11 protein-coding genes are annotated in these 14,405 nt (G+C 58.7%); 9 read left to right on the forward strand and 2 right to left on the reverse strand.

Going from position 1 to position 14,405, the window contains the following annotated elements:
• Positions 1–2: 2 nt before the first annotated feature.
• The gene (locus EDB95_RS13160) at positions 3–1,409 is read left to right on the forward strand and encodes an efflux transporter outer membrane subunit (protein WP_133994265.1); all 1,407 of its coding nucleotides are present in this window, start codon (positions 3–5) and stop codon (positions 1,407–1,409) included.
• A gap of 59 nt (positions 1,410–1,468) precedes the next feature.
• On the opposite strand, the gene EDB95_RS13165 is transcribed toward EDB95_RS13160, so the two are convergent.
• Positions 1,469–3,853: a right-handed parallel beta-helix repeat-containing protein gene (locus EDB95_RS13165; RefSeq protein WP_162852584.1), complete on the reverse strand. Its 2,385-nt coding sequence runs from the start codon at positions 3,851–3,853 to the stop codon at positions 1,469–1,471.
• Positions 3,854–4,084: 231 nt separating this feature from the next.
• On the opposite strand from EDB95_RS13165, the gene EDB95_RS13170 reads away from it, so the two are divergent.
• From EDB95_RS13170 to EDB95_RS13205, 8 genes are all read left to right on the forward strand, one after another.
• Positions 4,085–4,636 (forward strand): dihydrofolate reductase family protein, encoded by a 552-nt coding sequence (locus tag EDB95_RS13170; protein WP_133994267.1) that lies wholly within the window; start codon positions 4,085–4,087, stop codon positions 4,634–4,636.
• 34 nt (positions 4,637–4,670) lie between these two features.
• Positions 4,671–6,557, forward strand: a complete 1,887-nt coding sequence (locus tag EDB95_RS13175; protein WP_133994268.1) for a M1 family metallopeptidase — start codon at positions 4,671–4,673, stop codon at positions 6,555–6,557.
• The gene (gpmA, locus tag EDB95_RS13180) at positions 6,554–7,246 is read left to right on the forward strand and encodes a 2,3-diphosphoglycerate-dependent phosphoglycerate mutase (RefSeq protein ID WP_133994269.1); all 693 of its coding nucleotides are present in this window, start codon (positions 6,554–6,556) and stop codon (positions 7,244–7,246) included. Before EDB95_RS13175 ends, gpmA begins: the two co-directional genes overlap by 4 nt.
• A gap of 3 nt (positions 7,247–7,249) precedes the next feature.
• The gene (locus tag EDB95_RS13185) at positions 7,250–8,140 is read left to right on the forward strand and encodes an alpha/beta fold hydrolase (RefSeq protein WP_133994270.1); all 891 of its coding nucleotides are present in this window, start codon (positions 7,250–7,252) and stop codon (positions 8,138–8,140) included.
• Positions 8,141–8,235: 95 nt separating this feature from the next.
• Positions 8,236–9,555: a UDP-glucose dehydrogenase family protein gene (locus EDB95_RS13190; RefSeq protein WP_133994271.1), complete on the forward strand. Its 1,320-nt coding sequence runs from the start codon at positions 8,236–8,238 to the stop codon at positions 9,553–9,555.
• A gap of 1,349 nt (positions 9,556–10,904) precedes the next feature.
• Entirely contained in the window at positions 10,905–11,882 is a 978-nt protein-coding gene (locus EDB95_RS13195) for an ATP-binding cassette domain-containing protein (protein ID WP_133994272.1), read from the forward strand.
• 5 nt (positions 11,883–11,887) lie between these two features.
• Positions 11,888–12,634, forward strand: coding sequence for an ABC transporter permease (locus EDB95_RS13200; RefSeq protein ID WP_133994273.1), 747 nt, complete (start codon positions 11,888–11,890; stop codon positions 12,632–12,634).
• Between the two features lie 109 nt (positions 12,635–12,743).
• Entirely contained in the window at positions 12,744–12,971 is a 228-nt protein-coding gene (locus tag EDB95_RS13205) for a hypothetical protein (protein WP_133994274.1), read from the forward strand.
• A gap of 62 nt (positions 12,972–13,033) precedes the next feature.
• Here the strand turns inward: EDB95_RS13205 and EDB95_RS13210 are convergent, their stop codons facing one another.
• On the reverse strand, positions 13,034–14,395 hold the full coding sequence (locus EDB95_RS13210) for a carbohydrate porin (protein ID WP_133994275.1): 1,362 nt from the start codon (positions 14,393–14,395) through the stop codon (positions 13,034–13,036).
• Positions 14,396–14,405 lie beyond the last annotated feature (10 nt).

Raw genomic sequence — 14,405 nt, forward strand, 5'->3', positions numbered from 1 at the left:
CTATGAACCGATATAAATACGTTATCATCTTAGCCCTCGCATTGGGCGCCTGCCGGGTTGGACGAAACTATGAGCGGCCTTCCTTGCCCCTGCCGGCGTCTTATGCCGGGGTGGCGACGGGGGATACGCTGAGCATCGCGTCTACCGCGTGGGCCCAGTTTTATACCGACCCACTCCTGAGGCAACTCATTGATACGGCCGTGAAGAACAACTATGACCTGCAGACCGCCCTGACCCGGATCGCCACATCCGGGCAGGAGGTCCGGCGGGCCAAGGCGGCCTTCCTGCCTACCCTGAGTGCACAGGTCGGCGCCAACACCAGCATCTATGGTAAGAATACCCTGAACGGGCTTAGCTATAATGCTTTCCTCGGCAAGGACCACCTGGAAGACTATTCCGTCCAGGCCAACCTGTCCTGGGAAGCCGACATCTGGGGGCGCATCCGTCGTCAGAAGGAAGCCGCGCTGGCCACCTATCTGCAAACGCAGGAAGCCGCCAGGGCCGTGCAAACCACCATCGTTTCCGACGTGGCGCAAGGGTACTACAACCTCCTGATGCTCGACGCCCAGCTCGACATCGCTAAGCACAGTTTAGCCTTGGGAGACAGCATCCTCGCCATGACCAAGCTCCAGAAGGACGCGGGGGATGTCACGCAGCTTGCCGTGGAGCAAGCCGACGCCCAGCGTCAGGCAGCCGCTATCCTGGTGCCCCAGTTGCAAGCCAGCATCGGCATCCAGGAAAACGCCCTGCACATCCTGACCGGGACCATCCCGGGCACACCCGTCGCGCGCGAAGCCGACATACGCACCCTTACGGTGCCCGATCACCTCGACGCGGGCGTACCCGCGGCCCTCGTGAGCCGGCGTCCCGACGTACGCGCCGCTGAAATGGGGCTCGTCGCCGCCAATGCCCAGGTGGGTTCGGCCCAGGCCAACCTTTATCCCGTGTTGAGCATCACCGCGGGCGGTGGGTTGGACGCCTTTAAGGCCAGCAACTGGTTTTCCATCCCCAACTCCCTTTTTGGTTTGCTGGGCGGAACGCTGGTGGAACCCATCCTCCAGGGCCGTGCGCGGAAGACCCAGTTCGAAGAGGCCAAGATCACCCGCGAGCAAAACGTGATCTACTTCCGTCAGTCCGTGCTGAACGCGGTCGGTGAAGTATCCAACGCCCTGGTGTCTTATACACAGCTCCAGGACCAGGAACGCATCGCATCCGCCCGCCTGGGCACGCTCCGGTCGGCCGTAGGGCACGCGGAACTGCTCTTCAAAAGCGGCCTCGCCACCTACCTGGAGGTCATCACCGCCCAGGGGAACCTGCTCTCCAGCGAGCTGGACTACGCCAGCGTCAAACGGCAGCAGTTGTCGGAACAAGTAGAGCTCTACCGCTCACTAGGCGGTGGCTGGCAATAATAGCGAACGCCCGCAAATCGCGGGCGTTTTCGTTGCTAAGGGTTAAAGGAGGCGGGACCTTATTCCTTTTCAAAGGGTAAGACCCGCCTCCATCCGTTTGCACCTGTGATCACGAGGTAATAAACGCCCCGGGGCATATCGCCCAGGTCCAGTAAGGTGTAATTATCGCCAAGGGTTAAGGTAATAGGATGGTTGATCCAGGTACGGCCCATCAGGTCGACCGCGTGGATCATGACCTGGCCGGCTTGTTTGACGCCGCCCACATACAGCGTGGTCGAGCGTTGTTCCACCAGGTTCGGCCGGATCTGCACAGAAGCCGCCAGCGAAGTACGGGTGACCTCCAGCACGGCGCTATAGCCGGTGGTGCCGCCCGCATAGGTCATCACCAAACGGTAATACAAAACGCCGTCCGGGGCCGTATTGTCCACGTACTGGTAGGTATCCTGATTAGGGTCGGCCAGTTCGCTCGCAATGGTCTGGAAAATGATGCCGTCGGTGGACCGGGTCACCTGGAAGCGGGTCACCGCGCCCCCCGCCGTCACCGACCAGGAAAGGTCAATGGCCCCTCCTTCGGAGGCGGGGACGGCGGTGAATTGAACAAGCGACAAGGGGAGGGGGATAATACCGTCTTCGTACGCCCCCATATCCGCCGAGTCTTTTCCCGGGTCCGCGCGATAAGTGCCCACGATGTCATCGCCGGGCCACCCATACGAACCGTTTGTCCCGCTGGGAGGAACGGCGTCCACCCCGCCGGAATCCGCGGCCGTTGTCAGGTGGAGGCCGTCGTCGAGGGTTGCCCACTTCCCATCCGCGCCCACGTAACTACCCGTATTATAGAACGGGGGCGTCTGGTGAATGTTCCCTACGACACTCCCCCCCACGGGATACGAAGCCGCTTCCGGGAAGTTGTTGTACTTGAGTTTCATTGAACCTGCTGCGCCAAGAGAATAGAAATTGTCCGGCGCGTTGTTCCATAGGATATTGTTGTAAAACTTGATACCGGATCCGCCTACATCATAATAACCGCCGCCATGGTCGCCCGTACCGGCGGTGTTGTTGTAGAAAGTACAGTTCTCCACTGGCTGGGAACTGTTGTTGTAATACGCCCCGCCGTTGACGGCGCAGGCGTTGTCCACAAAGACATCGTTGACAAAAAAGCCCGTGCCGCCGGTGTGGTAGTACCCCCCGCCGTTAGACGTCGTCCCCTTGGCGATATTGGCCTGGAAAACAGTATTGCTGTCCGTGGGCGACGCGCTCCCGTTGTCGTACTGACCCGCGCCGTTGCCCCCGTTGGTCACGTTGGCGTCAAACCAGCAGTGAGAAATGATCGGGTTGGTGCCGTCCACATAAAAGCCCCCGCCCCCCGCGCCGGTGGTCGAGGTAGCGGTGTTGTTGGCCAGGGTATCATAGGCGTAGGTCGAGGACCCGCCGTTGGAATAAATGCCCCCGCCGTAAAGAGCGGCATTGTTGTTGAAATTGCAGTTGCTGACCGTAAAGCTGGTCCCGCCGATGTCGGCCAGGCCTGCACCATACGTGCCCGCGTTGTTTTGGGTGAACATGCAATGGCTCATGGTGAGGGTGCTCGTCCCGTTATAAAACAAGGCGCCGCCATAGGCATTGGCTGATTTATTGTTGGTAAAAGTACAGTTGGTGATCACGTCGTTCGATCCACTGGCCGAGTAGATGGCCCCACCACCTGTGGTTCCCGCCGCCACGGTGGTCTGGTTCCCCGTAAAACTACAATTGGTAAAGGTGATAGGCGAGGAGGTCTCTTTGGAGATCGCGCCCCCGTTGCCCCCGGCGGTATTGGTGGTAAAGGTGCAGTTCGTAATCGGCAGCGCGTTGCAATTGTTGAAATAAATCGCGCCCCCTTCACTCGTTGCCTGGTTGGCTACAAAGGTACAGTTGGCGAGCGTGGGTTGTGACTTCATGTCGCAGATGCCTGCGCCCTCGCTTTGGGAAAAGGTCTGACCCCCGTCGCTGATGCTGGCGCCACCGTTGGCATAACCCGAGTCAATTTTAAACCCATCCAGGATGGCGGTCGTGGTGACGTTATAGGTGGCGATGACGTGGTAACAGTTATCGGTGATCACGCCCGCTACGCCGATGTCCCCGGACAGCGACGTCACATAAAGGCTGACGTTGCGTTGGGACAGGTAGGTTTCGTTCCCCGCGAAACCGCCGTAGACGGCCACGCCGTTGGTGAGGGCAAAAGCATAATCCCTGGTCGTTGTCCCCCCGGTAAAGCCCGCCGGATAGGTCGTCGGATGATACACCCCCATCGCCACCCAGACGGTGTCCCCGCTGGCCGCGCCGGCGATGATCCCCTGGAGCTGCGCCGCTCCGGCCGCATTGGCCCAAGACCCCAAACCGGTGCCCGCGCCAGAGGCCGTCTGCTTCACAAAGTGTTTGGTCTGACCGTATGAAACGGATGATAGGAACATGAGTAGTCCCAGAAGGTATCGCGGTTTCATTGGGGTTGGATTATTATTGCCAACAAAGTAGTTATAATTCCTATCTAACGCGAGTGTTGTACTCTTGTTGGGTGTTGATCGCTACGGATGAAACATACATAAGCCTACAGAAACTTGTAGTATGCGGATCGTACTTTGTGCATCTTCCGGACCGTATTTTCCCCGCCTGTGGCTACTTTTGTACAAACAAATCGAAAAGGTATGCGCACCGTAAAACTGCAGGTACAAATATCCGTGGACGGATTCGTCGCCCGTCCCGCCGGTGAAATGGATTGGATGACCTGGAATTTCGACCCGGCCCTGGCCCAATACATCAACGATCTCACCGATACCGTGGACACGATGCTGACCGGCCGGGTGCTGTACCAGGGTTTTGCCCCGCACTGGGAAAGCATACCCGAGGGAGACCCCCAATACCCGTTTGCGCAAAAGATGAACGCGTTGAAGAAGATCGTTTTCTCCCGGACGTTGAAGAGCCTCGAATGGGGAAATTCGGAACTGGCGAAGGGTTCCATGGAGGAAACCGTGGCCCATGTCAAACAACAACCCGGCAAGGATATTATCGTATACGGTGGTGCCTCCACGGTGGCCTGGCTGCTGGAGAAGGGGTTGATCGATGAGCTGTTTCTTTTCGTGAACCCCGCAGCGCTTGGGAGGGGGTTACCTATCTTTGAATGCTATCAAAAATTCCGGTTGATCGAAGCGCGGGGTTTCGCGTGCGGGATCGCCCTGTTGCACTACGCGCGCGCGTAAAAAATCGTATTTTCGTCGAAACCTAGCCCTGTTCATGAACCGCTTTTACCTCACGGCCGTCCTGGTGGCGCTCGTTTTCCGGATCCCCGCCGCTGCCCAGACAGCCCTTCCTCTTCCCTGGAACATCCAGCAAGCGGTCCACAAGGGGACGCGTACCAATACCGGCGAACCCGGTCCCCATTACTGGCAGAACCGGGCCGACTACCGGATTAAGGTGTCCTTTGACCCGGCGACGCGCCTGGTCAGCGGGTCGGAAACCATCACCTACATCAACAACAGCCCGGATACCCTCCGGCGGTTGTTGTTCAAACTGTATCCGAATATTTACAAAAAGGGTGTTCAGCGTTTGATGGATGTGCTGCCGGAGGACCTCACCGACGGGGTGGACGTGAGTGACGTCCGCGTCAATGGAGAAGCACCACCCCAGGGCGGTGGGGCGCATCGCCGGCGGGCGGCCGTGGACGGCACCAATTGGACCACGGGCATCCCCGCCCTTCATCCGGGCGGACAGGTCAGCGTAACCCTTTCTTTTGCCTACACCCTTAACCGGACCTCGCACATCCGGACCGGCCAGGTCGACAGCGGGTCCTATTTTATCGCTTATTTTTTCCCCAGAATCGCGGTATACGACGATATAGACGGGTGGAACCAATTTCCCTACCTGGGACCCCAGGAATTTTACAACGACTTTTGCCACTTTGCAGTAGACGTGACCGTGCCGGCGGGCTATGTCGTGTGGGGGACGGGGAACCTGGTGAATGCCGCCGACGTGTTTCAACCGGCGATTGCGCAGCGTTTGAAGGACGCCGGGACCCGGGACGGGGTGACGGATGTGATCGATACGGCGGACCTGGCGGCGGGAAAGGTGACCCGCGGCCCCGGTCCGCAAACCTGGACGTTTGACGCGGACAGCGTGACCGATTTTGTGTTTGCCCTGAGCAACCATTATGTATGGAAGGCCAGCAGCCTGGTCGTGGATCCGGCCACGAGCCGCAGGACGCGGGTGGACGCGGCCTATAATCCGAGCCATGCCGACTTTGCCGAGGTCATCGACTTTGCCCGGAAAACCGTCGAATCCATGAGCTACCGGTTTCCCCGCTGGCCCTATCCCTATCCCCACGAAACCGTTTTTGACGGGCTCGACCAGATGGAATACCCGATGATGGTCAACGACAATCCCCTGACCGACCGGGCGGAAACCATTTACCTGACGGACCACGAGATCTTTCACACCATGTTCCCGTTTTACATGGGTGTCAACGAAACCAAATACGCGTTTATGGACGAGGGCTGGGCCACCATCGGCGAATGGGTGATCTCCCCCCTGATCGATCCCACACTGGTGGACCGGGACGGGGTGGATGCGTACAGCTTTTTGTCCGGGCGCGAGGACGACATACCCATCATCACGCCCTCCACCCAGCAAAACGGGAACGCCTACTACCTCAATTCCTATCCCAAGCCCGGGCTGGGGTATATGTATGCGCGCGACCTCTTAGGGGACAGCCTCTTTTTGAAAGGACTTCATGCGTATATCCGCACCTGGCACGGCAAACACCCCATCCCCAGCGATTTCTTTGCCTGTATGAACGCGGGTTCCGGCCGGAACCTCGACTGGTTCTGGGACCGCTGGTTTTACAAGGGCGGCTGGCCCGACCTCGGGATCACGAAGGTGAGTAAAGCCGCTAAGGGCTGGACCATCGACGTGGTGTGCAAGGGGATCAAACCCGTGCCCGTCGACCTGACCCTTCACTACGCCGACGGTCACACGGAAACCATCCACCGGTCCGTCGGTGTATGGGAACACGCGGATCGTGTATCGGTCCCCGTTACCGGGTCCGGCGAGCTTCGCAAGGTGACCCTGGGCGGGCCGTTTGACGCGGACCGGGATACCAAGGACAATGAATACGATATACCATGATACGTCTTGTATTGATCCGGCATGGGGAAAGCACCTGGAACAAGGAAAACCGTTTTACGGGCTGGACCGACGTAGACCTTTCGGAAAAAGGCGTCGCCGAAGCCCGGGCGGCGGGCCGCCGGTTGCGCGAGGCCGGTTTTGTGTTCGACCAGGCCTACACCTCTTTGCTAAAGCGGGCGATCAAAACCCTCGACCTCGTCCTGGACGAAATGGATCAGCTGTGGATCCCCGTGGACAAATCCTGGCGGCTGAACGAGCGCCACTATGGGGCCCTCCAGGGGTTGAACAAGGCCGATACCGCGGCCCGGTACGGGGAGGAGCAGGTCCATATATGGAGACGCAGCTATGACGTCCCGCCCCCGCCGCTGCTCCGGGACGATCCCCGGTACCCCGGGCGCGATCCCCGCTACGCAGGGCTGACCGAGGCCGAGCTCCCCCTCGCGGAAACCCTCAAAGACACCGTGGCACGTTTTACCGTATTTTGGGACAGGATCATCGTACCTTCGTTAAAGGAGGGCCGGAAGGTCATCATCTCCGCCCACGGGAACAGTCTGCGCGCCCTTGTCAAGTACCTGGACCACATACCGGATGACAAGATCGCCGACCTGGAGATCCCCACAGGGGTCCCGCTGGTGTACGAGCTCGACCCCTCCCTGGTGCCCCTCGGTAAGTACTATCTAGAGGATTAAAATATGGTTAGGAACATCATTCGGCTCCTGGTCAACCTTGTGGTTTCGGCATTTGTGTTTTTTGTGCTCAGTCTTTTGATCTTTGACCAGTTCGTACAGTTTCGTCTGGACGATAAAGACATCTACCGCCAGTTCCACGCGGAGCACCTGGACCCCCATATCGGTTATTATACAACCGAAAGCCGGACCATTCGCTATATGACCGTCGGTCAGGATACGACCTGCACCATCCTGTTTATTCATGGCGCCCCCAGCTCGCTCAGCTACTGGCGGAACTACCTCCAGGACAGCGCTCTGCTCGCCCACGCCCGCATGTATGCCGTCGACCGCCCCGGCTACGGTTATTCCGGTCTGGCCGATCCCGTCCCCGATATTCAAAAACAGGCTTCGTTACTCAAACCCCTCCTCGACAGCATGCACGCCTTCCACCGGCCCGTCATCCTGGTCGGGGCCAGCTATGGAACCGCCGTTGCTTCCCGCCTGGCCATGGACAATCCGGGCCTCGTCGACGGCCTTGTCCTCGTTGCCCCGGCCATTGCTCCGGGCGAGGAAAAAATATTCTGGTTCACCCCCGCTATCGAACACCCCGCCCTCAAATGGTTCGTACCCCGGATGCTCCAGTCCGCCAATACCGAAAAGGTCCACCACGCCGAAGAGCTCCGGAAGATGCTCCCGCTCTGGTCCACCCTCCACATCCCCGTTTTCTATCTCCAGGGGGCCAGGGACGAGCTGGTCTATACCACCAACGCCGATTTTGCCCGGACGCATATAAAAGGCGTGCAGATCCAGATGATCCCCGGCAAAGGCCACCTGATCGCCTTTTCCAATAAACCTGAAGTGGAAGCCGCCATTTTGCGGATGACCCGCCTCGTTTCCGGACGTTCCCGGAATTAATCCCGGCGTTCACCCGGAAGGACTCCCTTTGCCCGCGGTTTTCCCGCTACCTTAGTTCCCGACCTGTTTTTTGCTTACTTCTAATCACGACACGCATGAAAATCGCTGTGGTAGGAACGGGCTATGTTGGCCTCGTCACCGGAACCTGTTTTTCCGAGACCGGCAACACCGTCACCTGTATCGACATTGACGCCCGGAAAGTCCGGAAACTTTCCTCCGGGGAAATCACGATTTACGAACCCGGGCTGGAGCACCTCTTCCAGCGCAACCTCAAAGAAGGGCGCCTCCGGTTCACCACTTCGCTTGTTGACGGTATCTCCGATGCGCAGATCATATTCCTTGCCCTGCCCACCCCGCCCGGCAAAGACGGCGCCGCCGATCTCTCCTACGTCCTCGGTGTCGCCGACGAGCTTGGCAACCTCCTCGACGACTATAAGGTGATCGTCGACAAAAGCACCGTCCCCGTCGGGACAGCCGACAAAGTCCGCGAGGTCATCGCCCGCAAATACAAGGGCGAGTTCGACGTCGTCTCCAACCCCGAATTCCTCCGCGAGGGCGTCGCCGTCGATGACTTTATGAAGCCCGACCGCGTTGTCATCGGCACCCGCTCCGAAAGGGCCCAGCGGCTTTTCCGTGAACTCTACGCCCCCTTCGTCCGCCAGGGCAACCCCGTCCTGTTTATGGACGAACGCTCCGCCGAGCTCGCCAAGTACGCCGCCAACGCCTTCCTCGCCACCAAGATCTCCTTTATGAACGAGATCGCCCGGATGTGCGAGCTCCTCGGCGCCGACGTCGACATGGTTCGCCGCGCCATCGGCTCCGACGAGCGCATTGGAAAACGCTTTCTTTTCCCCGGCATCGGTTATGGCGGCAGCTGTTTCCCCAAAGACGTCCAGGCCCTCGCCCGCTCCGCCGCCGAGGTCGGATACCCCTTCCGCATCCTCGAATCCGTCATGCACGTCAACGAGTCCCAGAAGGTCTACCTCGTCCCCAAGATCATGGATTATTTCAAGGGCCGCCTCCAGGGCCGCAAGATCGCCCTCTGGGGTCTCGCCTTCAAACCCAACACCGACGACATCCGCGAAGCACCCGCCCTCTACATCATCGAAGCCCTCCTCGCCGAAGGCGTCCACGTCCATGCCTTCGACCCCGAAGCCATGCCCAACGTCCGCCAGCTCCTCGGCGACCGCATCAGCTACGGTACCGATCAATACTCCGTCCTCGAAGACGCCGACGCATTGATCATCGCCACCGAATGGTCCGTCTTCCGCACCCCCGACTTCGAGAAAATGGACGCCGCCTTCGCCCAAAAAGTCATCTTCGACGGCCGCAACGTCTTCGAGGTCCCGCAAATGCAGGCCCTCGGCTACTACTACGAAAGCGTCGGCCGCCAGCCCGCCGCGATCCTGGACTAGGCCGCGCCCCCGCGCGCAGCGCCCACCCGTCGTGCCCTCTGCACTGCGTCCGAGGCCGTGCGCCCCGCGCCCCGAAGCCTCCGCGCTCGCCGCAGGCGAGCCGCGCTGCGCATCCGCACTCCGCCCGACGTGCGTCAAGTCCGCTCCGCCACCGACAACCCTCTATTTCTTCAATTAGCCAATTGTTTCGAATTGAAACATTAATCCGTCAGCCACCCTAACCACTAAGGCCGTAAAAATACGAACCATAAAAAGGAGCCCGCCTCGTACCAACACAATGCCAAGGCCCCACTAACGCCCGCGCATAAGTGTAGAATAATTTCCCCACCAATAGAAATTCAGCCGAAAAAGCCCCCGCCAAGAGCCCTCAACAATGAGGGCAAATTCGTACAAAACAGTAGGATAGTCCATCAGATCCGTTCAGTAAACCTCACCCCACCCCCCCCGTGCTCGCGCGCAGCGCCGAGCACATCAATGGCGCAATGCAAGGGCAAAATACACCCCCAAAGGCCCCCAAAATGCCATGAACAACCGTAAAGGAAAACCGCCCCAAACTCAATACAGGAGCAGATTCCACAGCCACGCGCAAGGATCATCCGGAAGCGGCAAGGCGCAGCCGCACGATTTGAGCGAGAGGGGTCTGGGGGGAGCGCAGCCTCCCCCCAGATCATGATGAGTTCTTTTTTTATTGGCCCCAGCCGCGCAAATTGCGCCAGCAAGCGGCTGGGGCCAATAAAAAAAGAACCCCGCCTGGAAAGGCAGGGCGTTTTGCTTACCTCTGAAACCACAATATTGAATGTGTGTCCAGAAAACGTTTATATTCTAAGGGGAATAATTTAAATGTTATACGGCCACCTAATAGATGGGCAAAAATACTTAGGAAAAGGGAAGGGGGAAAGACGCGTTTTGAGAATTTTCATATAGTAAAAGAACTACGCAATTCTACCCAAGCATTTCCTTTGTAAAAGTCCAATCGCCACACGATTTAGCAAAGCAAATTCCCACTATTATAAAGATAGGCAATTTTCTGATATTCGGAAATTACCATGCTTTTTTTAGTTAGGAAAACCATGGACCTCGAACCGTCGAAGTCTGTCTACAGCTGCCTGTCATCGTCCTATAATGCACAGCGGGTGAGCATTTTCATCAGGATACACCCCCTTTGCCTATATACGGAAGACGAAGCATCGGGGTTTTGTTCAGTTCGTGCATTTACCGGTAAGCGGCCGGCACGCCGGTCGGTTTGTTTACCGGGTAATCCATTTGTCTGACCGACACATCCGTCTCGCCTGCCGAAACACCATTGACCCGGGCACCGGCCGGGACTAGTTTTACCCTAAATATAACGCATGGATACATTACTGAGAACCAAAGGGCTGCGCAAAACCTTTGCCTCCAGGACGGGGCCGGTGGAAGCGGTCAGGGGCGTGGATCTCGACGTAAAAGCCGGGGAGATATTTGGCTTCCTGGGACCCAACGGGGCGGGCAAAACAACCACCCTTAGGATGCTGGCCACCTTACTGGTTCCGGATCAGGGGGAGGCCGTCGTGGCGGGCTGTGACCTGATCAAGGCACCCGGCGAGGTCCGGAAGCGTATCGGCTATGTGAGCCAGACCGGGGGGAGTGACCGGGACATGACGGCGGCGGAGGACCTCTTGCTCCAGGGCAGGCTATACAAAGTAACCGACCCGCAAAAGCGAGCGAAAGAACTGATCGCAGCGCTTGGATTAACCGACATCGCCCGCCGCAAGGCCTCCACCTATTCCGGGGGACAAAAGCGCCGCCTGGACATCGCCCTGGGGATGATGCACCGGCCGGCTTTGCTGTTCCTGGATGAGCCCACCACGGGTTTGGATCCTGCCAGCCGCGCCCAGCTTTGGGACGAGATCCGCCGGCTCCGGGACGAGGGGACGACGGTTTTCCTGACGACCCACTATATGGACGAGGCCGATGAGTTGTCGGACAGGATCGCGATCATGGACAAGGGGACCATCGTGGCGGAAGGAACGCCCCGGGCCCTGAAACAACAGATCGCGGGCGATATGGTCTTGCTCGGTCTTTCCGGGGAGGAAACTACCGGTGAAAGGGCGCTGGCCCTGCTCCGGGACCGGGATTATGTCCGCGAGGCCGGGTATGAACAAGGCGCCGGTTGCGACCAGGGCCGTCTGCGGTTGTACGTACGCTCCGGAGAAACGGTGCTGCCGGACATCCTCCGCCAACTGGACCAGGCCCGTATCGGGCTGGCGTCGGTCAGCCTTTCTCAACCAACGCTCGACGATGTATTTCTTAAACAAACCGGCCGCTCCCTCCAGGAAAAAGGAGCATAAAGACCATGTTCAAACTATTCTATATCCGCAAGCTCAGGGAGGTGATCAAAAACCCGGTGATGCTTTCCTTTTCCTTGTTTATGCCCCTGATGTACCTGTTGCTCTACGCGCCCCTGCTAAAGAACCTCACGGGGATGCCGGGTTTCCAGGGAGGCAGCGTCCTGAATACCTTTCTGCCCGGGGTGTTGATTTCGCTGACGGTGTTCGGGGGGGCCTTTTCAGGGTTCCGGCTGATCGACGAGATCCGCCAGGGTATCATCGAGCGTTTCCGGGTGACGCCGACCAGCCGGCTGGCGTTGCTGATGGGGGCGGTGGCCCGGGACGTGACGAACGTCGTGGTACAGGGGCTCATTTTCACCGCGGCGGCGATTCCCTTTGGGCTGCACGTCGACCCGCTGGGTTTTGTCCTGCTGCTGTTGCTCATGATGTGCAGCACGGCATTGTTCGCCTCCTACTCCTATGCCATTGCCTTGATGGTTAAAAACGAGGATGCCCTTGTCCCCTTTGCCCAGATGGTGGCCTTTCCGCTGCTCATGCTGGCGGGGTTCCTGCTGCCAATGGAGCTGGCGCCCCATTGGCTGAGGGCCGCGGCCTATGCCGACCCGCTCTATTATTCGGTGGCGGCCGCCCGTCAGCTGATGAACGGGCACCTGGGCAAACCGGTGATCTGGGAAGCCTTTGCGATCACCGTGCCGCTGGCGGCGGGCGTGATCGTCTGGGCGGGCGCGTCCTTTAAAAGGGTGATCCAGTAAACCGGGATCCATGGAAAGAGGATCCATTGAAAGGGGATCCATTGAAAAAAAACACCCGTTCGTCTAAAAAGTATCCCGGGCGGCGGGAAAACGAGTAAATTGCATGCGTATGGCCACCGTGAACACACCAAAGCGCGATCTCTCCCGCTGGATGGGGTATCCCCTCGTCGCCCTGCTGGTGGCAGGTGTCCTTTGGAGGGTAGAGGTGGAAACCCGCATGAGCCAGACAGTAACGGCGCCCCAAAACTGTCCTTCCACACAGGTAAGAGAAGAATTCACCGGCACTTGGGAAGAGGTGGTGACGGCCATCCCGGCTTTGATTCGCCAACTGTTATAAATAATGCGCAGGCCTGCGGACGTCAGAGATTAGCGGGCCTGCCTTCCCGTTTTCCTGGAACGTTAAAACTCGATATGCCCCCGGAACCCATAGATACTCACGGGCCCCCGGTCCCTGTTGTACCCGGGGTTCTTGCACCACTGGTAGTCCGCCGACAGGAAAACGTGCGCAAAAAGCCTTGCGGAATAATAGAATTCCGCCACGCCTTCATGACCATAGTTGAGGTTCCCATCTCCGAGCATAAACCCGGTCAGACCGGCCTTTAGATAGTCCTGGTGACCGGAGGAAATCCCGTTCAGGACAAAGGCGCCGCCAACGACATCGTTGGGCCGTTTCCACAGCTTGCCCAGGACCTGGACCCCGGCGCTGGCCGACTGGTCGATCTCGGTAAACGCCCAGGTGCCGGTTTTTCCATCGTTCCAGCTCGCCCGCAGGAATACACCGACGTTATCGTCGATGTTTTGGTTGGCGCTCAGCCCCCAGCCTTTTTTGTTGCCATAGCCGTTGGAAAGGGTGGCCCCGCTGAATACGCCTACGTTGCTGCTGTCCCCCTGTTTGACCTCCTGGAGAACCTGGGTGTAGGGGATGGCGCGGCTTTGGTTGAAAAAGCCCAGCAGCCGGATGGTGCCTGGCTGGTCGCCGATCTTGATCGGCTTTTCCAGTTCCAGGGTCAGCCCGTAATACTTGAAGATGTCCGGGTCCATATCGGGGCCGTTGGCCTGGCGGGGTTCCTGGACCATGCTGCCGCGGATCGCAAAACCCTTTAGGAAGAGCTCCGCTACCAAACCTACCGTATATCCTCTCGTGTTGGCCGGGTAGTCCCAGGCGCCGTTGCTCATCAGGCTCCAGTTCAGGAACTGGGCGCGGGGATCGTGGCTAAACAGGTTGTCGTCAAAAAAGTCGTCTAAGGAAAATTTGCCAATGCTCAGGGTCAGCCGTTCGATGGGGATGGAGTCCCTGACCTGGTTGACGTCGTCCTCCTGGATGATGTACCCCGTGTGTCCGAGGGGGATATTTTGTTGTAGGAAAAAACGGGCGGTATAGATCGCCGGGGAGGGATCCCCGATCCGGAAGGTTTCGCCGTTGGGAAAACCGGCCATCCCGGTGGCATGGCTCAACCCCCTGCCACCCGATACCTCCGGGTTGAAGTACACAGCGGCCCCCTTCCAGAGTTTCCGGCCCAGGAAAAAGGACGTGGTCAGGCTCGTGATGTTGTGCTCGGGCGTATCGACCAGGCTATTGGGGCCCGAATATTTTGCGGGAAAAGAAAAGTGTCCCATGTCCACAGTGGTCAGCTGAAAGTGGACGCTCCAGGGGCTGGGGGTTTCAAAACTGGCGCGGGCAGCGATGTCCGGCCCGTACTGGGCGTGGACGGTCAAACCAAGGAGACAACAAAGCCCGGGCAGAAGTCGTTTGGTGAACATCGGAACTTAT

The organism is Dinghuibacter silviterrae (assembly GCF_004366355.1).
GTDB lineage: Bacteria > Bacteroidota > Bacteroidia > Chitinophagales > Chitinophagaceae > Dinghuibacter > Dinghuibacter silviterrae.